The sequence below is a fragment of the Lactobacillus taiwanensis DSM 21401 genome (assembly GCF_001436695.1).
GTDB classification, from domain to species: Bacteria; Bacillota; Bacilli; order Lactobacillales; family Lactobacillaceae; genus Lactobacillus; species Lactobacillus taiwanensis.
Map to the genome: position 1 here is coordinate 22,431 of NZ_AYZG01000023.1, position 22,049 is coordinate 44,479.

General features: G+C 34.2%; 22 protein-coding genes and 2 pseudogenes. 15 read left to right on the forward strand and 9 right to left on the reverse strand.

All coding sequences use genetic code 11. The features are described 5' to 3' along the window. The first annotated feature begins 116 nt into the window (after positions 1-116). Both FD18_RS04460 and FD18_RS04465 read left to right on the forward strand, forming a co-directional pair. Positions 117-1,595: an MFS transporter gene (locus tag FD18_RS04460; RefSeq protein WP_057718817.1), complete on the forward strand. Its 1,479-nt coding sequence runs from the start codon at positions 117-119 to the stop codon at positions 1,593-1,595. A gap of 105 nt (positions 1,596-1,700) precedes the next feature. Beyond that, positions 1,701-3,152, forward strand: coding sequence for an MFS transporter (locus FD18_RS04465; RefSeq protein WP_057718818.1), 1,452 nt, complete (start codon positions 1,701-1,703; stop codon positions 3,150-3,152). A 63-nt stretch (positions 3,153-3,215) separates the two neighbouring features. Here the strand turns inward: FD18_RS04465 and FD18_RS04470 are convergent, their stop codons facing one another. Together FD18_RS04470 and FD18_RS10400 are read right to left on the reverse strand one after the other, a co-directional pair. Continuing rightward, positions 3,216-3,779: a hypothetical protein gene (locus FD18_RS04470; protein ID WP_057718819.1), complete on the reverse strand. Its 564-nt coding sequence runs from the start codon at positions 3,777-3,779 to the stop codon at positions 3,216-3,218. Between the two features lie 111 nt (positions 3,780-3,890). Then, positions 3,891-4,031 (reverse strand): annotated as a pseudogene (locus FD18_RS10400) (transcriptional regulator); the annotation flags it as partial. A 35-nt stretch (positions 4,032-4,066) separates the two neighbouring features. Between FD18_RS10400 and FD18_RS04475 the strand changes: the two are divergent. After that, the gene (locus tag FD18_RS04475; RefSeq protein WP_162257029.1) at positions 4,067-4,876 is read left to right on the forward strand and encodes a glycoside hydrolase family 25 domain-containing protein; all 810 of its coding nucleotides are present in this window, start codon (positions 4,067-4,069) and stop codon (positions 4,874-4,876) included. Between the two features lie 9 nt (positions 4,877-4,885). Here the strand turns inward: FD18_RS04475 and FD18_RS04480 are convergent, their stop codons facing one another. Next, positions 4,886-5,464: a hypothetical protein gene (locus FD18_RS04480; RefSeq protein ID WP_057718821.1), complete on the reverse strand. Its 579-nt coding sequence runs from the start codon at positions 5,462-5,464 to the stop codon at positions 4,886-4,888. A gap of 93 nt (positions 5,465-5,557) precedes the next feature. Between FD18_RS04480 and FD18_RS04485 the strand changes: the two genes are divergently transcribed. The 3 genes from FD18_RS04485 to FD18_RS04495 all read left to right on the forward strand — a co-directional run bounded on the left by FD18_RS04485 (position 5,558) and on the right by FD18_RS04495 (position 6,832). Beyond that, complete coding sequence (locus FD18_RS04485; RefSeq protein WP_057718822.1) at positions 5,558-5,884, forward strand: hypothetical protein; 327 nt, start codon at positions 5,558-5,560, stop codon at positions 5,882-5,884. Positions 5,885-6,112: 228 nt separating this feature from the next. Next, positions 6,113-6,541: a GNAT family N-acetyltransferase gene (locus FD18_RS04490; protein ID WP_057718823.1), complete on the forward strand. Its 429-nt coding sequence runs from the start codon at positions 6,113-6,115 to the stop codon at positions 6,539-6,541. A gap of 93 nt (positions 6,542-6,634) precedes the next feature. Beyond that, the gene (locus tag FD18_RS04495) at positions 6,635-6,832 is read left to right on the forward strand and encodes a P-loop NTPase family protein (RefSeq protein ID WP_057718824.1); all 198 of its coding nucleotides are present in this window, start codon (positions 6,635-6,637) and stop codon (positions 6,830-6,832) included. Positions 6,833-6,890: 58 nt separating this feature from the next. Here FD18_RS04495 and FD18_RS04500 read toward each other — a convergent pair whose 3' ends face one another. Next, positions 6,891-7,679 carry a Cof-type HAD-IIB family hydrolase gene (locus FD18_RS04500; protein WP_057718825.1) on the reverse strand — a complete coding sequence of 263 codons (789 nt, stop codon included), beginning with the start codon at positions 7,677-7,679 and terminating at the stop codon, positions 6,891-6,893. 88 nt (positions 7,680-7,767) lie between these two features. Between FD18_RS04500 and FD18_RS10105 the strand changes: the two genes are divergently transcribed. After that, complete coding sequence (locus FD18_RS10105; RefSeq protein ID WP_235499878.1) at positions 7,768-8,232, forward strand: AraC family ligand binding domain-containing protein; 465 nt, start codon at positions 7,768-7,770, stop codon at positions 8,230-8,232. Positions 8,233-8,471: 239 nt separating this feature from the next. Here the strand turns inward: FD18_RS10105 and FD18_RS04510 are convergent, their stop codons facing one another. Continuing rightward, positions 8,472-9,803, reverse strand: a complete 1,332-nt coding sequence (locus FD18_RS04510) for a solute carrier family 23 protein (protein ID WP_057718826.1) — start codon at positions 9,801-9,803, stop codon at positions 8,472-8,474. A 235-nt stretch (positions 9,804-10,038) separates the two neighbouring features. Between FD18_RS04510 and FD18_RS04515 the strand changes: the two are divergent. From FD18_RS04515 to FD18_RS04550, 8 genes and pseudogenes are all read left to right on the forward strand, one after another. Then, a pseudogene (locus FD18_RS04515) lies at positions 10,039-10,491 on the forward strand (family 1 glycosylhydrolase); the annotation flags it as partial. Positions 10,492-10,576: 85 nt separating this feature from the next. Continuing rightward, positions 10,577-11,647 (forward strand): P-loop NTPase family protein, encoded by a 1,071-nt coding sequence (locus FD18_RS04520; protein ID WP_235499879.1) that lies wholly within the window; start codon positions 10,577-10,579, stop codon positions 11,645-11,647. A gap of 130 nt (positions 11,648-11,777) precedes the next feature. Then, entirely contained in the window at positions 11,778-11,960 is a 183-nt protein-coding gene (locus FD18_RS04525) for a hypothetical protein (RefSeq protein WP_200953882.1), read from the forward strand. A gap of 88 nt (positions 11,961-12,048) precedes the next feature. After that, positions 12,049-12,969, forward strand: a complete 921-nt coding sequence (gene glsA / locus FD18_RS04530) for a glutaminase A (protein ID WP_057718829.1) — start codon at positions 12,049-12,051, stop codon at positions 12,967-12,969. Between the two features lie 216 nt (positions 12,970-13,185). Next, positions 13,186-14,181: a dihydroxyacetone kinase subunit DhaK gene (gene dhaK / locus FD18_RS04535; protein ID WP_057718830.1), complete on the forward strand. Its 996-nt coding sequence runs from the start codon at positions 13,186-13,188 to the stop codon at positions 14,179-14,181. Between the two features lie 12 nt (positions 14,182-14,193). Then, a complete protein-coding gene (dhaL, locus tag FD18_RS04540) occupies positions 14,194-14,778 on the forward strand; it encodes a dihydroxyacetone kinase subunit DhaL (RefSeq protein WP_057718831.1) in 585 nt (194 codons plus the stop codon). Next, entirely contained in the window at positions 14,775-15,146 is a 372-nt protein-coding gene (gene dhaM, locus FD18_RS04545; protein WP_057718832.1) for a dihydroxyacetone kinase phosphoryl donor subunit DhaM, read from the forward strand. Before dhaL ends, dhaM begins: the two co-directional genes overlap by 4 nt. 260 nt (positions 15,147-15,406) lie before the next feature. Further along, on the forward strand, positions 15,407-16,027 hold the full coding sequence (locus FD18_RS04550; protein ID WP_057718833.1) for a phosphatase PAP2 family protein: 621 nt from the start codon (positions 15,407-15,409) through the stop codon (positions 16,025-16,027). 89 nt (positions 16,028-16,116) lie between these two features. Here the strand turns inward: FD18_RS04550 and FD18_RS04555 are convergent, their stop codons facing one another. The 4 genes from FD18_RS04555 to FD18_RS04570 all read right to left on the reverse strand — a co-directional run bounded on the left by FD18_RS04555 (position 16,117) and on the right by FD18_RS04570 (position 22,016). Beyond that, entirely contained in the window at positions 16,117-17,472 is a 1,356-nt protein-coding gene (locus tag FD18_RS04555) for a C45 family autoproteolytic acyltransferase/hydrolase (RefSeq protein WP_057718834.1), read from the reverse strand. Between the two features lie 31 nt (positions 17,473-17,503). Further along, the gene (locus FD18_RS04560; protein WP_057718835.1) at positions 17,504-18,832 is read right to left on the reverse strand and encodes a C1 family peptidase; all 1,329 of its coding nucleotides are present in this window, start codon (positions 18,830-18,832) and stop codon (positions 17,504-17,506) included. Between the two features lie 25 nt (positions 18,833-18,857). After that, the gene (locus FD18_RS04565; protein ID WP_057718845.1) at positions 18,858-20,519 is read right to left on the reverse strand and encodes an APC family permease; all 1,662 of its coding nucleotides are present in this window, start codon (positions 20,517-20,519) and stop codon (positions 18,858-18,860) included. Between the two features lie 72 nt (positions 20,520-20,591). Further along, positions 20,592-22,016, reverse strand: coding sequence for a C69 family dipeptidase (locus tag FD18_RS04570; protein ID WP_057718836.1), 1,425 nt, complete (start codon positions 22,014-22,016; stop codon positions 20,592-20,594). Positions 22,017-22,049: the final 33 nt, after the last annotated feature.

The following is a 22,049-nucleotide window of genomic DNA, read 5'->3' on the forward strand; positions in this document are numbered from 1 at the left end:
TTTTTTAAGATTCTTGCAATTTTAAGCAAAAAGTTTGCATAATATAAAGATAAATGTCCAAGCTCTAGTTACTTAATGTAATAAGAGCTCTTTTTGTTATTGAGGGAAGTGCTTGAATGAATAAAAAACAGATTACTATGGTAACAATAGCGCTGATGCTAGGGAATGTGATGGCTGGATTAGATGGAACAATTACTAATACTGCAATTCCGGCAATTGTTTCAGCGCTACATGGAATCCAATTTATGGGATGGATTGTTGCAATCTATCTCTTAGGAATGTCTGTTTCAATACCTATTTGGACAAAAATTGGTGAAAAAATTACTAATAAACTAGCTTTTGAAATTGCCTTAGGATTATTTGTTTTGGGCTCAACTTTAGAAGGAATTGCCCCAAGTATCTACTTTTTCTTAGTAGCAAGAATGATCATGGGAATTGGAGGCGGTGGTATGGGATCACTGCCTTATATTATTGCGGGTTATGTTTTTCCAAATATCAAGAAAAGAACTCAAATTTTGGGGTATTTAACTGCTAGTTTCAATGGAGCTGCAATTTTAGGTCCCTTAGTAGGAGGCTGGCTAATTGATACTTTATCATGGCACTGGGTCTTTTATATTAATATTCCAATTGGCTTAATAGCTTTACTAATTTCATTGATCTACTATAAACCGGTAACACCAAAATCTGCTCCAGTTTTTGACTTGGGAGGAGCATTTTTATTGGTTACTGGACTGATTATGTTTTTAATGGGAATTCAACTCTTAGGTCTTACTGCAACTTGGATTGTTGTAGGTTTGATTTTATTAAGTATTGTCTTATTAATTTTTTTCTTTTTTCACGAAGCAAAGACAGAAAATCCAATTATTCCTCTTTCTATTTTTAGAAATCATGATTTAAATGGAGATTTTATTTTATTTGCAACTACTTGGGGAGCCTTTATTGCTGTAAACACCTATTTACCAATGTGGGCACAGGCGCTTTTGGGAATGTCAGCATTAATGGGTGGGATTACTTTGATTCCTAACTCAATTGTTGAAATTATTGCTTCTCAAACAGTTGCCACAATTCAAGAGAAAATTAGAACATTTACGCTAGTAATGATTGGAATTGTAACCATGATGATCTCTTCCGGTGGGTTATTTCTAGCAAATAACAAAACATCTTTGTGGATGTTAATTGTAGTAGGTGCTTTTTCTGGAATTGGAGTTGGTTTTATCTTTGTGGGACTCCAAGTAAAAGTTCAAATTGATGCTGGGATGAAGGACATGGCAACTGCTACTTCAACTTCTTATTTGATCAGAATCTTAGCCCAAACTGTGATGGCAGCTGTATATGGTGTGATTATGAACTTAGCTTTAGCTAGCGGAATCAATTCGCATAGTAATATCACGATGAAGATGATGAATGAATTAAGTGATGCAAAATCTGCTAAATTATTGCCACAATATCTTTTGCCAGAAATGCGCCGAATTTTTCATAGTGGTATTCATGAAATTATGGCAGTCTCATTTATTTTGTTGATAATTGCTACTGTCTTTAATTTTTATTTCAATTTTAGGCAGCCAAATAAAAAACTTAATAGATCATCAAAATAAAGCTTGTGTTTGAGAGTTTAAGCAAGTATATTTTAGATAGATTATTAGCCTTGATTATTGCGAAGTAATTGGGGCTTTTTATTTTATAGAAAAGTAGGTGTACATATGACAAAAAAGCAGGTAACGATGGTGACATTTGCCATGGTTTTGGCTAATGTAATGGCAGGATTAGATAGTACAATTATTAATACTGCAATTCCCGCCATTATTGCGGATTTACATGGAATTCAATTTATGGGGTGGATTATTGCAATTATGCTTCTGGGCATGTCCGTTTCAACACCAATTTGGACCAAAGTCGGCGAAAAAATTGGCAATAAAGCCACCTTTGAATTGTCGTTACTCTTTTTTGTTTTAGGCTCTCTTTTTCAAGGCTTGGCTGACAATATGTATTTCTTTCTTTTGGCACGTGCTTTAATGGGAATCGGTGCTGGAGGTATGGGATCGCTGCCTTATATTATGGCTGGCTTTATTTTTGACAATATTAGGACAAGAACTAAGATTCTAGGATATTTAGGTGCTGCTTTTAGCGTAGCGGCGATCGTAGGACCATTAGTAGGTGGCTATTTAGTAGATTCTCTTTCCTGGCACTGGGTCTTTTATATTAATATTCCAATCGGTTTATTAGCGATCTTATTATCACTAATCTATTACCGTGAAGGAGAGATTAAAGAAACACCGAAGTTTGACGTGCTTGGTTCATGTTTAATCATTGCGGGGCTAACATCACTTTTATTGGGAATTCAATTGCTAGGTTTAACTAAAATTTGGATTGTTACAAGTTTAATTGTTGCAGGTTTATTATTATTAATCTTATTCTTTGTGCATGAAGAGGGACATCCAAATCCTGTAGTCCCAATTAGCATGTTTAAAAATCAGGCTTTAGTTGGTGATTTTTTGCTTTTCATTTTTAGTTGGGGTGCATTTTTAGCAATCAATACATATTTACCAATGTGGGCACAAGGTTTGCTGGGGACAACTGCTCTAATTGGAGGAATGACCTTAATTCCTAATTCTTTGGTGGATGTTGTAGGCACTTTAGTAGTTAATCCATTAAAAGCTCGCTTTAATAATCGAACTCTGCTCTCAATGGGATTAATTTGTATTTTGATTTCATCTCTTGGCTTGGCGCTGGTTCCGCAAAATGCCAATATTTGGTGGCTTTCAATTCTTGGAATGTTTTCAGGATTTGGTGTTGGTTTTATTTTTGTCTTACTTCAAATAAAAGTCCAAGTTGATGCTAGTGAAAAAAATATGGCGCCAGCAACATCGCTTTCTTATTTAATTAGGATTTTAGCTCAAACTGTGATGGCAGCTGTTTATGGTGTAATTATGAATATGCAACTAGCTAAAGGTGTAGCTGAAAATTCGGGTATAACGATGAACATGCTTAATAAATTGAGTGATGCTAATTCAGCTAAGAACTTACCCCAAAATTTGTTGCCAACGATGAGAAACATTTTTCATTTAGGATTGCAAGAAATTATGTGGTGTTCAACTGGATTACTTATAATTGCAATTGGATTGAATTTTGTTTTTAATAAAAATACTAAATAAGAAAAGAGCTGATAGACGAGTCCTGAAGTTGGGATTGTCTATCAGCTTTTTCTGTATTATTAATTAATTTACTTTTTCTATTTTTCCAACTGCAATTGGAAGAGTAACGTGTGGACCATAGTTTGCTACGCTGCCTTGGACAGTGTTGGGAAGCGATAGGCTCTCGGGCACACCGTGAATATAAACTACGCGCTTATCTAAAGCTAGATCAGTTGTGTTAAAGATTTCTTTAAAATGCTTCTTTAATTCATTTAAAGGAACATCAGCTTCGTATAGATAGTGACCAGATTCATCAGCATGGGGATAGGAATCAGTAGGAATATTAATTTTTTCAGGATTTTTATTGAAAGGAACCATTGTTGTACCTGACACTGGCTCAGTTTCTGGTAAATCAATAAATCCATCTCCATTTAAGTCATTGTCCATTGTTGCTACATGAGCATCTTTACCATCAGGGAAACCATGGAAGTGTTGCCAGTGTTCGATGTTTGCTGGAGTATCGAACATTTCAATCATAATATGTAACGTATCTTGTTCCCCATCTTCAGTAAAAGTAGCAGTTCCGTGAGGAGAGCAAGCTATTTTTTCGGCATTAAGTGGTCCAATTTTAGCAATATATTTTTTCATTTTAATTTCCTTTCTAAAAAATTAAACTTTCAACTATATTATAGAAAGCAAAATTGAAAAGAAGAAAATATTATGCTTAGAAATTATTGCTAGATAATGGTAGGAGAAGATTTAGCTATTAATGACGATATGATTCTCAATATATGATAAGAGTTCACTAACTGGCTTTTGATAATTATGACCAACCCACCAGATTAAGAGCATGTAAATGCCACCTGATTGATAGCTAATCGCATAGGACGGGAGAAGTAGTATCAGATCTTGCGTCTTCTAGATATAATCTAGGCATTTATGGAACAAGAAATGTATGTCTTCATGGTGAAAAAGTTGAAATGAAGTATAGCTTTGTGGCTGATATGTCATACGACTGGAGCGGTAACTTAGGCTTTAAGATGCCAAAAAATTGGGCCTTTGATCAGTTTGTTGAATATCCTATTGGTGGAACGCCAATTGACCAAGTGGCTGCTTCAGGTAAAGATAGTGGTACTAAATATTTCAGCCCGGGTACTGAAAATACAATTTCGGTTTCAGATGCTTTAGATAATATTCGTAAAAATTTAGGTAATAAATTTGCAGTTGATTTAAATAAAACAATTACTATTTCTAATGGTCCAGCTTTAAAGGTGACTTTAACAGCAACAGACAGTTTTTCAGAAGTGGGATCTTCGCCAGTATTCACAATTAGTAATGGAAAATTAAATTCAGCAAATATTACTAATTGGCTAGCTAATACTTACGGATTAAAACCAGAGAAACTTGACATTGTAGTCAATGGTGCTGGTACATTAGTGGAGTCCTCAAAAATTACTGCTGGAAATATTTCTGTTAAGGTGTCAGCTAATAGTAATGACGAGTATAAATTATCCTTTATTTGTAATGTAATTAAAGAGGAGGACAAATTATTAGACAACGAACTTTCACTTATCATTGATATGACAATTAAACCATTACCATTTTTAAACGGTATCCCTAACTTAAATGTAAATCTATCTGCTGAAGATGCGGGCCGAACTGTAGTATTAATTGGTATTGCAGCCTTAGCTCTAGTAATTACGGGAAATCCCGAATTGTTTCCTGTAGCAATTGCTGCTATTTAAATTACACTATTAAAATCTAAAATAGTATTTACATCTATTTTTTATTGTTAAAAATAATTTAGTTTTTTTGAGTACTGTATTATTTTGAGATTTTGAAATTATTTTTATAATTACCTTCTGATGATGATTATTTAAATTAGAATCTTTAAACGAACTAATAATATACATCTTTTTTGTATTAATAAATATGGCAGTATCTAAGTCTAAGATTCCAGCAGAATTAATATTTTTTGATGAGATATTATATTTATTTTTCAGAATAGAAATATCTGAATTTGATAAAGAAAATAGAGAAATTAATGTTGGAGTTGGGTATTGTTGGGCCCAAAAAAATGCAGCATAGATTGTTATGATTAACGGAGAAAATATTCCTAATAAACAAATTATTTTAGACAAAAAATTAGCATTATTTAAAGATAATATAAAAAATATAGTTGCTAAGAAATAAATTATATGTATAAAAAAACGTGTAAAGCGAGACTTTTGGGGTACATAGATTAAATTTAGAAAAAACACTAGCCATGTTGCCTTAAATACATCCCATTTAGTTAAATTGGAAACAAAAATAGGGTTATCTTGTGAATTCATGAAAAACACCTTTCGAAAGTTATAGATGTTACGATTTTAAAAGATGAAAAGTTGAATGTCAAAATTAATTAGTTTAAAGAAAAGAGGAGAGGATTGAGTACAAAGGACTATATAGAATTAGTAGAGCTGGCTTTATGGATTATTAGTATTATTAGTGTGACTGTATTAGGGTATGTTCATTTTAAGGAAAAACAACAAATATCTTTTATCCAACTTGCTAGACAGCTAATGATTGATTATGTATATTTTTATGATAAAGAACTTATCTCAAATGAGAAAAAGTTAAATAATGTAGTAAGAGCAGTTGTGACCAGCTTAGAGAAAAAAGGATTCGTAGTTTCTGAAAATGATGTAAAAAATATCATTGCTGGTATTGAAAAGATAGTAACTGACTTACGATTTAAACAGATTAATAGTTAAAGCAATAGGGGCGAGCAGACAAGCTTGTCCCTATTTTGTATAGCATTAGAAATTTGATTTTTAAAGAAAAGTATTTTTTAATTAGAGAAGTAAATTATATTAATAGAAAAGAGAAGGATTCTTATTTTAGACGAACAAGCCGCCCGATGGGGCTCTAAGAATTATCATAAAGTTAAAGATTTATATTATAGTGCTTTTCCAGAATGGGAAAGATTCTCATGGATCTCAATGGTATTAATGAGCTTGCGAAAGAAACTTCAACTTAATGCCGTTTATGATGGAGAAATATTTTGCGGGATGGTTTGTTACTATATTAGTGACAATACTGTTTATTTGGCCTACTTAGCTGTTGAACCAGAATTACGTGGCAATGGATATGGGAGCAGAATTTTACATATGCTTGAAGAAAAATATCCAGATCAGCAAATCGTATTAGATATTGAACCGCTTGATCCTGATGCAGAGAATTATCATCAACGTGTTAGTCGTTTGCGTTTTTACCAGAAGAATGGTTGGCGTAGAACGCACCAGATGTTGGTTGACGCGGATGGTGAATTTGAAGCCTTAGTTGATCAAAATCACTTTGATAAAAAAGATTTTGCTAAGACATTGAAGCAAATGAGTTTAGGTTTTTATCGATTTAGAATTGAAAAATAATATTTGCAGTCACTCAATTATTGAGTGGCTGCTTTTTTATAGAAAAGTATAAAACAGTACAAAACAGTTTATAGTAATAAATGAGGAAAAATAATGAATCCATTTAATCCAACATTTGGTGATGTTCCTAAAATATTTTTAGATAGATCGAAACAGCTAAATACCGTAATCAAGGGCCTTGAGGAACCTGTAAGTCCATATCAAACTACTTTTGTTTATAGTTTACGTGGATCAGGTAAAACTGCTTTTTTGAGTGATATTAGCAATCAGATGTCTAAAAAGGATAACTGAATTGTGATCAATTAGATTGGCATTTTGAAGCATGGGGATTGCTTCAAGCTTTTTGTTATTAGAGAATATTATTTTCAATGTAAGTAAGAACACCTTGTTCATTATTGGAAGTAGTTGTATGATCTGCAACTTTTAAAACTGCTGGATCCGCATTTGACATCGCTACGCCATCTCCAACTTCTTTGATCATTTCTAAGTCATTACCCCCATCTCCAAAAGCAGTCATATCAGAAAGAGAAATTCCTAAAACTTGGCCTAATTCAGCTAAACCATGAGCCTTATGGATCTCTGGTAAAATCAAGTCAATTTCGCCATGACCACTACTTGTTACATTACAATAGCGGCCGAGGTTCTTTTTTAAGAAGTCTACATAATAATTTGTTTTTTTGTCCGGACAGGAAATTGAAAATTTGAGTACTTTATCATCAAGCTCATTAAGGTTATGTATTTTCTTTAAACGATAGTAGTATTTAGTAGAAATTTCGTAATAATCATCTGTAAATTGAATCGGAAAGTAAGCACTTTTTGCACCTGAGATTAAAAATTGTAATTCAGGTTGTTCTAATAAAAAATCTTCGATCTGTTTAACTGTATCGTTTGAGAAAGCATGAAGTGCTAAAATTTTTCCTTTATTTCTAACTAAAGCGCCATTTTCTGCAACATAGATTACATTAGGAAAATCTTTAAAGAAAGTAGTAATTTGATAGTATTGATTACCACTAGCGATAGTGAATTTAATATCTTTCTTTTCTAATTCTTGATAAATTCGAGCAAATTTTTCTCTATCGTAAGTTTTATCATCTCTTAAGAAAGTACCATCCATATCTACGGCGATTAATTTAATCATTTTAAATCCTCCTCATATTTTTACATTATTAAGATACCATTTATAAATAGAAAAAAAGTATCATTTTCGTAATTAAGAAGTAATTTTTTTGAAAGGGATTACAATAGTTGAGCATGAAGAAGTTCAAAATAATCAAAGATTGCCTTTTTATTTTTACCACAGCGATCAGGCAATTCAGTCAGAGCATTGGCATCAAGGAATTGAACTTAATTATTTAATTAAGGGAAAGGATCTGCGTTTTGCACTTGAAGGTAAAACTTATCACTTTAATAGTGGTGATATTTGGCTTGTTAATCGAAGAAAGATTCATAGTTCATCTGGTAAAAAGGAAAATTGGAAATATGAAGGTTTGATTATTGATAATGATTTTTTATTAAGTCAATATTCTACAAGTATTAACTGGAACCTTGATCTGTTAGGAAAAAATGGCACTGAGAATAAAACTGCTTATAAAAGGTTAGAAAAAGAAGTTATTGAACTCGGTAAATTATGCCATAAACCATTAACTGATGCTCGAAGATTTATGATTTTAAGTCATTTGAGTTTTACTTGATCAGAATTTTAATAAAAAAGAGTCAGTTACTAAAGGTCCTAATCTTCCACTAGGGGATGAAATGATTAAATATATTAATGAGCATTTTCAAGAAGATATTCAGGTTGACGATATGTTGCATTTACTTTGCTATTTTTTAAGGAATACGTATTGCAGCAATATAGATTTGAACAAGAAATGGACTACTAAAAAGGCTAGAATCCACATTACACGGATTCTAGCTCTTTTCATATATTCAACTAATTAAAGTATTTTTGTTCTTTTTCTTTCTTTTCAGCTTCTAGTGCCTTTTCACTAGCTGCTTGCTTAGGTAAAATCCAGTTCATTAACATACCAAAGATTGTACATAAGGCAACTGAAGTTAATTGGAAACTACCAAGTTGTAAATAAGCTCCACCGATACCAATAACTAAGATAACAGAAGCGATTAACATATTACGTTTTTCGCCAAAGTCGATTTTATCATCAACTAAAATCTTTAGACCATTAGATGCAATCGTTCCAAACAGTAAGAATGAAATACCACCGATAACTGGCATTGGAATTGATTCGATGACTGCAGCAACTTTACCAACAAAACTAAAGACAATTGCAAATACTGCAGCTCCTGCTAATACCCAAACTGAATGAACTTTGGTCATAGCTAAAACACCGATATTTTCACCGTAAGAAGTAGTCGGAGGACCACCGATAAAACCAGCAATAATTGTTGAAAGACCGTCACCCATCATAGTACGGTGTAAACCTGGATTCTTAAAGAAGTTTCTCTTAGTTAGGGAGTTAAGAACCATAATATGTCCCATATGTTCAGTCATTGTAACAAAGGCAATTGGAGCCATTGTTAAGATAGCTGCTGGATACCATTTGAAGTGGTAGCTAATTCCAGGCACATCTAAAGCGGGCATTGAGAACCAAGCAGCTTTTACTACTCCTGAAAAATCAACTATTCCTAGAACACAAGATAGAGCGTAACCACAAACGATTCCAAGCATAATTGAAACCAAACTAGTAAAACCTTTGAAGCACATTTGAAAAATTAAGGTCATGACCAAGGTAAAGATGGCAACACCAAAGTAAGTTAAGTTGTACTTGGTACCTTTCATCATGGCATCGTTGGCAGCAGTAGTTGCAAGAGATAGTCCAATTACGATAATGATTGGTCCCACAACAATTGGTGGTAAGACTTTGTTTACCCAATCAGACCCAACCTTTGCAATAACTAAGGCAACAATAACATATACTAACCCAGCCGCAATTGCACCTTGGGCAATTGCTGGATAACCATCTTGCTTCATTAAAGCTTGCATTGTTGCAACGAAAGCAAAACTTGATCCTAAGTATGCTGGAATCTTGAAGCGGGTTAGTAGCATATGGACTAAAGTACCAACACCAGATGAAAGAAGAGCAATACTTGGATTAATTCCGACTAAGATTGGAACTAGAACCGTTGATCCAAACATGGCAAACAAGTGTTGCATGGAAAGTAGAATTCCTTGTCCTAATTCTGGTTTCTCATAAACGTCTAAGATCGCATCATCATTATGAAATGTGTCTTTAGGCATCTTTTTCATAATTTCCTCCTTGAAATGAAAATCTTGATGACCTAAAGAAAAAACGACTATCTAAAGAGGTTTCCTTTAAGATAGTCGTTTCTGTTTAAAACTATGTCAAAAAATAGTTTACGCGCAGATTTCCTTGATAGCCTCACGGGACTATATTAAAGGTCATCACATTATTTCTTTCTTAATTTAACTAAGAGATAAGAAAAAAGTCAAGCATAAAATTTGATTGTTCTAACTAAGGTACGACGTCAAACATATGAAGGGGGCTGGTGAAGAGATTCATCCTAAGGATTTGCCTGCAACTGATTGGGACTGGATTATTTATTCACAAGGGATGTACGACCAATTAAAGCGTGTCTATGATCATTATCCATTAGTTCATTCGATCTATATTACTGAAAATGGAATGGGTTATAAAGATAAGTGTGAAAGTGAAGATAAGATAATTGATGATACTCCAAGAATTGATTATCTAAGACAACATATGGAAGAAGTTGCTAAGGCAATTGAAGCTGGTATTCCAGTAAATGGTTACTTTGTCTGGTTACCTCAAGACATGTTCTCTTGGACGAATGGTTATTCAAAGCGTTATGGTCTATTCTATGTCGACTTTAAGACGCAGGAGTGTTACGCAAAGAAGAGCGTATATTGGTATAAGAAATTAGCTGAAATCCGAGAAATCTCTCCTATTGATTAAGAAAATAATCATCTGTAAAAAGTTTAAAAGAGTTTAAAATAAAATATGAAGTTTAAAGAGTTTAAAAATGAAAGGAGGCATTAAGGTGAATAATCCTTTTAATCCGACATTTGGTGATGTCCCTAAAATATTTCTTGATACAGATACTACAATTAATGATTTAATTTCTAAAATTAAAACTAGTGATTTTGCCCGTTCATTTTTTATTACTGGCGTTAGATGTTCAGGGAAGACTGTCTTTTTAAATGCAGTGGCTCAAAAATTGGATCAAGATGATAATTGTTATCGGATTAACCTTATTAATAAAGATAACCTAGTCGCAAGTTTAACAAAAAAGTTAGCTATCAAGACTGAATTTGCTTTTCAAAAAGCTTTAAATAATGTTAATTCAATTACTGTAAAAGGAATTAATATCGATTTGAACAGTTCTGAAACAGAATATGATATTGTTTTAGAAAAAATACTAGAAAAAGTAAAAAGACAAAATAAATACGTGGTTGTTACAATTGATGAAATTACTAATACCGAAGCAGTAAGAGAATTTGCACAAGTCTTCAATGAATTAAAGGGAGATAATTTACCAATCTTCGTTTTAATGACTGGACTTCCAGATTTGATTTTAGATATTCAAACTCAGAATAAATTGACATTTTTGCTTAGATCAGAAAAAATTCACACATTGCCGTTAAAAAAGGCAGATATAATTGCGGCATATAGTTCTGTGTTTAATTGCTCTTTGAGTGTAGCAAGTCGTATGGCGAAAATGACAGGTGGTTATGCATTTGCCTTTCAATTATTGGGATTTTTATTGTTTGATCAACTAAACGGAAAAATCCTCGAAAGTGCAGATCTTGATAAAGTTTCAATTCCATTTCAGTTGCAACTATTTGACAATGCATATCAGAAAATCTTTATTGGTCTATCTGAATGGGATCGAAAATATTTATTAGCAGTTAGGGGAGATAAGCGACTTCGAGATGTAGTAAAGATTTTAGGGAAAGATAAAGTATTTGTAGCTCAATATCGAAGAAGAGCTATTGAGCGTAAATTGATAATCCCAGCCGGATATGGACTAGTACAATATACGCTTCCGTATTTTGATGAGTATTTGAAACAAACTGAAGATCCCGATTCAGCTTATTATTGGGGATATTAGGAACAATATTTGAGGGATAAATTTAAATGACGATTGTATACTTTGTAAGACATGCTCAACCGAATATAGATATTCATACTGGTGCCACGCGTCCACTAAAGTGTAAAAGGATTAGAAGATAGAGAAAAACTTGAATAAGACTATTATAGTGGGGAGTCATGGAACAGCTATAGGAACAATAATCAATTATTATGATTCTAGTTTTACTTATGAAAAATTTGTAAAAATTCAGCCATTAATGCCATTTGTTATAAAAGCTGAATTTAAAGGCTTGGTATTGAAGGAATATAATTTAGATTTCTTTTTAAGATAATGTTTTTTATAATCTCAAATATTTCACCTAATCAAATGAATCGACTATGCTTAAAGTGAGAGTGTATTTTCATAGAAAAGAGATAGCTATGATTCAATTAGAAAAATTAGTTAAGAAAAATTTACCTAAAGAAAAAGAAGGAAAAGTTGCTAGCTATATTCCAGCTTTAGCTGAAGTTAATCCTAAGCAACTCGGAGTTGCTTTATATGATTTAGAAGATGGTGAAGTAGGTGAAGCAGGCCAAAGTGAAGTACGCTTTGCGATTGAAAGTATTTCTAAGGTGATTACCTTAATGCTTGCTATTAAAAAGATGGGCATACAAGAAGTATTTAAACATGTAGGGTCTCGTCAAACAGGCTTTGCTTTCAATTCAATTCTAAATATGGAAATTGAAAGAGCTAAGTATCCGTTGAATCCTTTTATTAATGCTGGAGCAATTGCTACAACTTCGATGGTAGTAAGCAAGACGGGTGACGATACATTTGAAGAAATCTTAGATTTTGCTCGTGATATTTGTAATGACCCAGATCTTTATTTAGATCAAATAATTTATCATTCTGAAAGAAGAACAGGCAATCTAGATCGGTCTTTAGCATATTATATGGAATCTAAAAACATGATGCTCGGGGATGTAGTAACTAGTCTTGATACTTACTTTAAGCAATGTTCAATGATGGTTACTGCGCGTTCTTTAGCAAATTTAGGTGCTGTTTTAGCTAATGGCGGTATAAAACCATGGGATAACAAACGTATTATTTCTGATGAAGAAGCTCGTTGTATCAAGTCATTGATGATGACGACTGGCCTATATAATCAATCAGGAACATATTCACGACTAATTGGTGTGCCAACAAAAAGTGGTGTTGGTGGTGGTCTGATGTCAGCTGCACCTCATAAATATGGAATTGGAATCTTTAGTCCAGCCTTAGATAAAGATGGTAACAGTATCGCGGGCTTAGACTTGTTAAGAGATATTGTTGATGGATTAGAGCTGGATATATTTGATTAGGTAAAAATTTTGTATAAAAAAGCTAAGTATTTTCACTATTTTTTATAGTGAGTGCTTAGCTTTTTTCAATATATGAATTAATTTAAATAGTAATTTTAGCAGATCTATGAAAAATAGTTCTGCTTTTTCTTTCCAAATAATAAATTAAACTTATCGGCACTATTACGTTATAATAATATTGTGAAAGTGGTTTCAAAAAGAAAAGAGATAAAAACAATGAAGAAGATTATTAATGATCCACACAATGTTGTTGCAGAAATGGTTTCCGGAATGACTCGTTCATATCCTCAATTTATTGAAAAGATTCCAGATACTGAAGCTGTTGTTCGGTCTGATAAAGAATCTATGAAAGGAAAAGTTGGTATTATCAGTGGTGGAGGTTCAGGGCATGAGCCAACGCATGCCGGATATGTTGGTGAAGGGATGCTAAGTGCTGCTATCTGTGGTCAAGTCTTTACTTCACCTACACCTGATCAAATTTATGCGGCAATTAAGGCTGCTAATCAAGGTCAAGGTGTCTTCATGGTAGTAAAAAATTACTCTGGTGACATCATGAATTTTGATATGGCTAAGGATTTAGCCGATATGGATGATATTCCTGTTAAATCAATTGTAGTTGATGATGATATTGCAGTTGAAAATAGTTTATACACTCAGGGACGTCGCGGAGTTGCGGGAACTCTTTTTATGCATAAGATTCTAGGTGCAGCAGCCCAACAAGGTGCTAGTTTAGATGAAATTGAAGAATTAGCTAAAAAAGTTTTGCCAAATATTAAGACAATTGCTGTAGCACTTTCTGCAGCTACTAATCCGGAAGTTGGTAAACCTGGTTTTGTCTTAAAGGAAGATGAAATCGAATATGGAGTGGGTATTCACAGTGAACCGGGATACCGTCGTGAAAAAATTAAACCATCGAAGGAATTAGTTGAAGAACTTGTTGGTAAATTAAACGATGAAATGCATCTTGATGGCAGTAAAAAGTATGCTTGCTTAGTTAATGGGATGGGTGCTACTCCTTTGATGGAGCAATATATTTTTGCTAATGATGTTTTAAATAAGTTAGATGAATTTAAGATCAAGCCAAGTTTTATGAAAGTTGGAAACTATATGACTTCACTTGATATGGCCGGTATTTCTTTAACTTTGTTTGAGATTAAAGATGATAAGTGGCTTGATTACTTAAACTTCCCAGTTAAGACTATTGCTTGGTAGAAAGGAATAAAAATGACATTAACAGTTGATACGTTAACAAGTTGGATGAATAATTTTGCTGATAAGATTGAGGTAAATAAACAATATTTAAGTGATTTGGATACACCAATTGGTGATGGAGATCACGGATTTAATATGAGCCGAGGAATGGAGGCTGTTAGAGAAAAATTAACTACAAAGCCTGTCGATTTACAAGCTGGTTTCAAAAATATTGCGATGGCTTTAATTTCAACCGTCGGTGGAGCTTCTGGTCCGTTATATGGGACGGCTTTTCTAGAAATGGCTAAAAAGAGTAGCTCAACAGATGATCTAGGAGAGGTTCTTAAAGCTGCTTTAGCTGGAATTCAAAAGCGTGGCGGTGCAAAGCCAGGAGATAAAACGATGGTCGATGTTTGGAGTGAATTGGTACCAGAAGTAAAAGCCGGCACTTTATCCAAAGATAAGATTGAAAGGGCCGTTGAATCAACCAAGGATATGGTAGCCAAAAAGGGACGTGCAAGTTATTTAGGCGAGCGTTCAAAAGGGCATGTTGATCCAGGTTCTGAATCAAGTGGATATTTATTTGAAGCTCTGCTTGAAACGGAGGGTTTACTATGAGTCTAGGTATTACGATAGTTTCTCATGTTCCAGAAATTGCGGAAGGATTACCTAAGTTATTAAAGCAAGTAGCAGGCGATGTTTCGATTACTACTGCAGGTGGTACTAACGATGGCGATATTGGAACAAGTATGGAAAAGATCATGCAGGCTTTTGATGATAATGAAGCTGACAACATTTTAGCCTTTTATGATTTAGGTAGTGCTAAGATGAACCTTGAAATGGCAATGGAAATGAGTAATAAAAAAGTTCATTTATATGACACTGCTTTAATTGAAGGAGCCTATACTGCTGCTTCTTTAATTCAAGCGGGCGTTGGTTTAGATGAAATTGAAGCTCAACTTAAGCCATTGACTATTAAAGATTAAATTAACGATAAAGAAAAAGTAGGATATTTACTAGATAATTAGTGAATATTCTACTTTTTTAATAGCAATAATAAAAAAAGCTAATCACAAGGATTAGCTAAACTCAACAGTCGTCTTAAGTGACGATGATTGGAGTTAGTGCCTGGTACTCACTAGCTGCTTTTCTTTAATTAATTTATGATGATTTTCAACTATGACCAATGATTTTTAAGCTCATAGTGGTAAAATAATAAAAAACATTATTGAAAACAGGAGTAAAAATGAAAAGATATTCAAAAGCGATATATTGGGGCTTACCCATTAGTTTGATTCTCGCCATTTCGATTATTTTACACTTAGGTTGGATTAATGCCTTTGATAATTTCTTTGAAGGATTAGTTCATATTGTCCCTAATTTAAAGGGATTGATGCTAAAGATTACATTTTTAGCAGATACCAAAGTTGACTTGATCTGGATGGTATTAATTGCAGTAATCTTGTGGTTTAGAAAGCAACGTCCTCTTGCGACTAATTTAGTTTTAACGATGATTACTGGAGATGCAGTAGGTTGGATAATTAAGCACTTGATTCAAAGAGCTCGTCCTGTACAACACTTAGCAGTTGATGATGGATTTAGTTTTCCTAGTGGTCATACTTTAGGTATGGGAATGATTGTTATTTGGATCATTATGGTGCTTTTACCAGTAGTTTTGAAAGATAGAACTAAACGTTTTTGGATTGATTTTCTATTGATTGTTTGGTTAGTCATCGTAATGATTTCTAGAGTATATGTCTATGCTCACTATCCATCCGATGTTTGCGGTTCAGTAGCAATTGCCTTAACTTGGGTTGGTGTAATGCAATTTGTTTTTGAAAAACTTAAACAAATAGTAGACAGATAAATAACAAAATAGGGTTAAGCATAATGCTTAACCCTATTTCTATGAGTAGTTTTTATAATTTTATTTTTGATTAGGTTAGTTGAACTTATCTAGTCAAATAGTGTCCATGGCTGACTTGGTCTATCATAGAGATAACCTTTTTGCCAATTCCATTCAGGATGTTGCTTCATAAAGTCTTTTGCATCAAATGGTTCACCATCAGCTCGGCCGAAGATACCCCACATATTCAGGTTTTGAATATCAGTAGCATCTGCACATTTACCATCACATGAACCACCTGGGAAGAAAGGTACATTCCAGACGCCATGTGGATCGTCAGCATAGTATTGTGGGTCAACGTCATAATGAGCACAAATATTACGTGAAGAAGCACATTGATATCCTAAGTATGGATCGTACTTGTCCGCTAAGATCTTCTTGGCAACTCCATCATCAATCGTACCAGATACTTCAGGTAATAATTCTTCAAAGCGTGCTCTACGAGCACCAGTTTGTTGACGAGTGTCGTTATAGCCATTGTCAACACACTCAAGGTTACGAATACGTGGGTTGTGACAAGCATTACAGCCATAATAGAACCCGTCAGTTGATTCGAGTAATTCCTGATGCTTTAAACCTTGTTCATAACGAGCAATCTCACCAGTATTGATATTGCAAAGAAGCCAAATATTTGCGTAACCGCCATTATTTCCTTCATTTACTAATTTTACCCATTGATCGATATTATTCGCATATTGAGTAGCTTTACGAGCTCTAATAAATTCTGGGATTCCATTTACGTCGTAACCGACGAACCCAGCAATAGTGGTTTCGGTAATTCCAAGGCCAGCATCCGTTACATAGAAGTCGGTCATTGAATCAAGATAGCCTGGAACAGTTTGCATCTTAAATGCATGGCCATTAGTTGGATGAACCTCTTCACAGACGTTAAAGTACTGACCGCTCCAGAAATCATCAAAACTTTCATGAGCAATTACTGGTTTACCATCTTTAGTAGCTGATCCTGTTGCAACGAATCCAGAGCAGTGAGAACCACGTGGACCTTGTGGTGGATTATTGGAATAGTTAGCTGCAACTTGCGGCCACCAATAGCCTGTTAGTTCCATCCAATCATTCCAGCCAATAATGTCATCAACACTGGTTTCAAAGCCATTGGCAGTGAAGCCATCCGCCATTCCTTGCATTTCTTCTAAATATTCTTCAGGAATTTTATCTTTATGCATTTTGACAGCTTGTTCTACAAAGAAGGAATAATCCATTCCATATAATTCAAGAGTCATATGTGTATAAACCCGAATTGCATCTCTAAATTCATCAGTTAGAAGGTATCCATGTTGAAAACCAATTTCATAAGGGTCACCTTGAACTGTTAAATAATGCCAACCATTAACATCTTTTTTAGTAGCTTTTGCAACGATTTTGTTTTGCGCATCTGTTAATACCATAGCATTCACCTTCATTTTAATTAATTAGAAACTAATCAGATAACATGGCTGTCCAATAAGGAAGAGTAATAGGGGTAGTTTCTTGATAGGACTTTAATTCCGTAGCTGATAAATACTTCTTATTTACTACAGTATTATAAGTGTATTGGTCCATCCAAGGATTATCCATAATGAAGTATCCCTTGTGTCCTGGTTTATTGCCCCATGAGTTTTGAACTTTCCACTTAGTTGGCTCATCGTCTTGTAAATCAACACCACAAATTAGCATTGCATGAGTTGGCATGCTTTCACGATATTGAACTCTATTGGCTTTATCTTTACCCAAAGTAATTCCAAATGAACGTTTCCAGTCATAAACACCTAGTGAAAGTAAACCAGCTGGGTTATTCCATTCTTGTAAAACATCGCAGGCAAACCAAACTGGATCGCCATCTTTTAGTTGATTAATAGCCATCCGTCTCATATCATGCATTGGAACATTTAAGTAATGACTATTTTTTCCGCCAATAACGTTATTACATAGATCAATTGTATAAGTTTGATTAAACTTGTAGCCACCACCAGGTAAATTCATAAGTTCAATGTAATCATTTAAGTTAATATCAGAAAACTTCTTATAAAATTCAAGTGGTGTAATTCTACCAGTTGTGTGGTAGTTATTATTTTTATCACGATATTCATAAGTAAAGTGCTCTGGAGGAGTACCAAAACAAATGCTTAAGATCCGATAGTTTTCTTGATTCATTTGACGGATTACGCTTTTAATTTTAGTGTCGGAAGCTTCATTGTTAACAAGGTCGCGCAACTTCATTGCATCTTTATCCAGTTTTCTGTTGTACATCTGATTAAGCTCAGTTGTATTCCAGGCTGGTGTGGTTTCAGGCATTAAGTCATTAGGAACAAGTCCATATTTTTCAATTAAATTAATTAAGAAATTCCAATCACCACCATCTTCTTGTGGCGTAGCAAGTAAAAACATGACTTCACGATCAGAAAGAGGTTTAGTAGCAGTTTTTACAATGTTGTTATAGAAGTAATTACCACGTTCTAACTTGTCATAGAAGAATAGATAATCAGGAGAGAGCTCCATATCTTTTAAATTATGGTGCTTTTCAATTAAGAAACGAACAAAGTTTAAACCACTAAACATCCAGCAACGGCCGGAATGCTTTTGATTCATTACTTTGTTAGAGTCAACATCAACTGAGAATGCAAAACTGCTATTATCAATAGCACGTTGATTAGTAATGGAATTTTTAATACCATTTTTCATAACTGCATTTTGAGTAACACGGTATCTTTGATTATCAAGAAAATCTGATCTAATAGTTTTTAAATCAGTAGGATTAATTTCTGACATAATATTATCTCTTTTCTAATAAAAATTAATTGTCAGTAGGGGTAAGTTTATTCTCATTAGCTTCTTTGACTAATTTAGCTGCAGCTTGCTCGTCTGGACCATAGTGGCGCTTAATTGGCATACCCATTGGATTTTGATCTTTAGACATAACAGTTGTTGGAACGTTTGATAAAGCCTTTCCAGGTTTCTTAAGTCCTTCAATTTCCCAAGTAAATGGAGCAAATTTGTTGTGTGGATCAACCCATTCGGGGTGCTTCTTTGATAGTTGATACATAATAAAGCAAATAGCTAAAATAAGTGCTACCAAAATACAAATAGTTACAACATAAGTAACAGGGGAGCCAACTTCGGCTTTAACTTGTGCTGGTGGATAGATGGCTAATACAATACCGAATACACTAGAGATTAAACCAAGACCAGCAACAATCCATGCCCCAACTTTGCCACCTGGAACTTTAAATGGGCGAGGGCGGTTAGGTTGATCGTATCTTAATCTTAAAAATGTGATGAACATTAAGATGTAGTAGAACATGTAAAGAACTGTGATGGTCTGAGTTAACATAATGACGAAACCTTCAACATTTGGAAGTAATTTAACCAAGTAGGCAATTATCGTCATCCCTGCAATTTGAGTGTACATTAGATGAGCAGGCATTTGATGTTTGTTCTTTTCCTGGAACCACTTTGGCAAAAATCCAGAACCACCAGCTTGTCCTAGCATAAATGAAGGACCAGCCATGTTAGTAATAACACTGGCTAAAACATTACATAATCCAGCCCAAACAAGAACCATATATAACCATGGGATTCCAATTGTGGCACCAAGTGTTCTGAATACTGTGTTCAAAGTATAAATAACATTAATCTGCTTTTCTGGAACAACCATTGCAATGATTACAGTACCAACAACGAAGATTAAGAATACTAAGATAATAGAGAAGAACATTGCCGTTGTGAAATCCTTTTCAGGATGTCTTAATTGTTTGATGTGAGCGGCATTCATATCAATACCGGTGTATGAGAAGAATACTCCGGCTGCTAAGGCTAAAGTGCTCATTCCATTCCACTTAGGAATTAATCCTTTTGGTGTCATTGGAATGGCAGGAGCGTGTCCTTGACACAACCAAACAATGGTTAAAATAACCATTAAAGCTAAGGGAATAAAGGTACCAATTAAAACACCATATTTAGCAACACTACTGAATGCTTTAACTCCCTTAGTGGCAACAAAAGTTAGTACCCAATATAAAATAATGAATCCTGTCATGATTAATACTTCATGTTGTGGGTGTTGAGCGAATTGAACCGCTTTATTATACATTGGTGTATAGAACATAATTGTTGCAGCATAACTAGGCATCCCCATCCCAAAGTTAATCATTGTTTGGAACCATAGAATTAATAAACAGGTTAGTGCCCAGCCTTTGCCTAAACCTTCACCAACCCATCGAAAGATACCACCACGATTACTCCAGCCAGATGCTAGTTCGGCAGCTACTAAAGCTGTAGGAATGAAGAAACAAATAGCACCAATAGCGAAATAGGTAACGGAAGCTAAACCATAGAAGGCTTGCTGAACGTCATTACCAATACCGGCAATAATGGTAACGTTCATTAGGGTGAGAGCAAGGATGGAAATATAAATCTGTTTGACAGACTTTTTATCCTTTTCCTTTGCATCTTCCATCATTGTTAACATCTCCTAAATAACATACGTTAAAGAAAAAAGCTAGGTGAGAGTCACCTAGCTTTTATTAAATTAATTTTGTAAACGATCAGTATTAATTGAAAAACTTAAACGAGATAAAGTTAATTCACGTTTCACTAAATCTCCTACAGTTTTATGTGTAAGGTCAAGAACCTTTTGTGCATTAGCTGCATTAGCCTTAGTTAGATATTGAGTTAGCTTTTGTCCACTTAACTTTTCAGCTTTCTCATCAGTTACATGGACTAAATGATGAGTAAGTTGATCAGCAGTAGGCAAGAAACCATCTAAGCCACTTAATAGAGATTTCATTTCATTATAGCTTGGTTGAATTAAAGCAGCTACAGTTCTCGATAACCAATAAGCTTCTTCAGGACTATATGCATCAGTTGTATTTTCGTACTGAGGAGCCGTACCATTTGCATTAGCATAAAATGGCACATATGGATTAAAGGCCGTTGGAGCAAAATTAAACCAAGCAATTCCAGCAATTCCAGCTGGTACTTTATTTCGAATTTCTAGAATATGTGATTCTGCACATCTTGCCATAGAAATTGGACGGAATTTAGTTCTGTCATCTTTTGGCGTGTCATCTGCTAAAGGATCATAAATAGTTTCATTGTAATGAGAACTAAGAACATAGCCGACATCTTCACGCTTTAATTTACGATTTGGTTTAAAACTAAAGTCTAAATTGTTGCTAGTAGGTGAGAAAGCAATATGACCCAAGTAGCGTTGACCAAACCAAACGCGTGGAGTGTTGTAGCAACGATCACGTGCATTAGACGTGCCAAAAATATGGCGAAAATTAAATTCATTAGGATCAGGGTTAAGGTTGTTACTGTCTACAAACTCTCTAATGGCAGGAGCCCACATAAAACGACTACTATCATCAAAGTCAATATCTTGAAGTGAAACTTGATTAGCAATTACAGCCGCTTTGTCATCATCAAGTTTTTCAGCAACCCAATAGTGACCGGTTGGAATTTCCATGTACCAAACTTCATCTTTGTCACTAAAGGCAATTCCATTTCCTTCGTGTGAACCATATTTTTCAATTAGTTTACCAAGATATTGGACACCATCACGCGCAGAATGAATGAAAGGTAATACAATGCTTAAAAGCGCATCTTCACCAATTCCATTACTTACAAGTGGGTCTAATCCTAAAACTTGTGGATTACCATATAAGCTTTCTGTTGAACTCATGGCTACATTTTCACTATTAATGCCACACTCACCAAATTGACCATGAATTTTGTAATCAACAAAAGGTGCCATTTGATAGCGAAGTGCATTTTCAGGTAGAGGAATATCTAAGCCTGTAACATATGAATGGAAAGTTTGTTTTTCTGATTTGGCAGGAACAACTACAAACTTTACTGGTACATTACAAACCTCGGCATCGCAATTACGAGCAATGATTGTAGAACCGGCAATATTGGCTTTTTTACCAACTATAACAGTGGTACATGCCATATATAATCGTCCTTTCTAAAGATTAAAGAAATA

Excerpts from the sequence above, each read along its gene's own strand:
- FD18_RS04460 (WP_057718817.1), top strand. The coding sequence starts at position 117 with ATGAATAAAAAACAGATTACTATGGTAACAATAGCGCTGATGCTAGGG.
- FD18_RS04465 (WP_057718818.1), top strand. The coding sequence starts at position 1,701 with ATGACAAAAAAGCAGGTAACGATGGTGACATTTGCCATGGTTTTGGCT.
- FD18_RS04470 (WP_057718819.1), bottom strand. The coding sequence starts at position 3,779 with ATGAAAAAATATATTGCTAAAATTGGACCACTTAATGCCGAAAAAATA.
- FD18_RS04480 (WP_057718821.1), bottom strand. The coding sequence starts at position 5,464 with ATGAATTCACAAGATAACCCTATTTTTGTTTCCAATTTAACTAAATGG.
- FD18_RS04490 (WP_057718823.1), top strand. The coding sequence starts at position 6,113 with ATGGTATTAATGAGCTTGCGAAAGAAACTTCAACTTAATGCCGTTTAT.
- FD18_RS04495 (WP_057718824.1), top strand. The coding sequence starts at position 6,635 with ATGAATCCATTTAATCCAACATTTGGTGATGTTCCTAAAATATTTTTA.
- FD18_RS04500 (WP_057718825.1), bottom strand. The coding sequence starts at position 7,679 with ATGATTAAATTAATCGCCGTAGATATGGATGGTACTTTCTTAAGAGAT.
- FD18_RS04510 (WP_057718826.1), bottom strand. The coding sequence starts at position 9,803 with ATGAAAAAGATGCCTAAAGACACATTTCATAATGATGATGCGATCTTA.
- glsA (WP_057718829.1), top strand. The coding sequence starts at position 12,049 with ATGATTCAATTAGAAAAATTAGTTAAGAAAAATTTACCTAAAGAAAAA.
- dhaK (WP_057718830.1), top strand. The coding sequence starts at position 13,186 with ATGAAGAAGATTATTAATGATCCACACAATGTTGTTGCAGAAATGGTT.
- dhaL (WP_057718831.1), top strand. The coding sequence starts at position 14,194 with ATGACATTAACAGTTGATACGTTAACAAGTTGGATGAATAATTTTGCT.
- dhaM (WP_057718832.1), top strand. The coding sequence starts at position 14,775 with ATGAGTCTAGGTATTACGATAGTTTCTCATGTTCCAGAAATTGCGGAA.
- FD18_RS04550 (WP_057718833.1), top strand. The coding sequence starts at position 15,407 with ATGAAAAGATATTCAAAAGCGATATATTGGGGCTTACCCATTAGTTTG.
- FD18_RS04555 (WP_057718834.1), bottom strand. The coding sequence starts at position 17,472 with ATGGTATTAACAGATGCGCAAAACAAAATCGTTGCAAAAGCTACTAAA.
- FD18_RS04560 (WP_057718835.1), bottom strand. The coding sequence starts at position 18,832 with ATGTCAGAAATTAATCCTACTGATTTAAAAACTATTAGATCAGATTTT.
- FD18_RS04565 (WP_057718845.1), bottom strand. The coding sequence starts at position 20,519 with ATGGAAGATGCAAAGGAAAAGGATAAAAAGTCTGTCAAACAGATTTAT.
- FD18_RS04570 (WP_057718836.1), bottom strand. The coding sequence starts at position 22,016 with ATGGCATGTACCACTGTTATAGTTGGTAAAAAAGCCAATATTGCCGGT.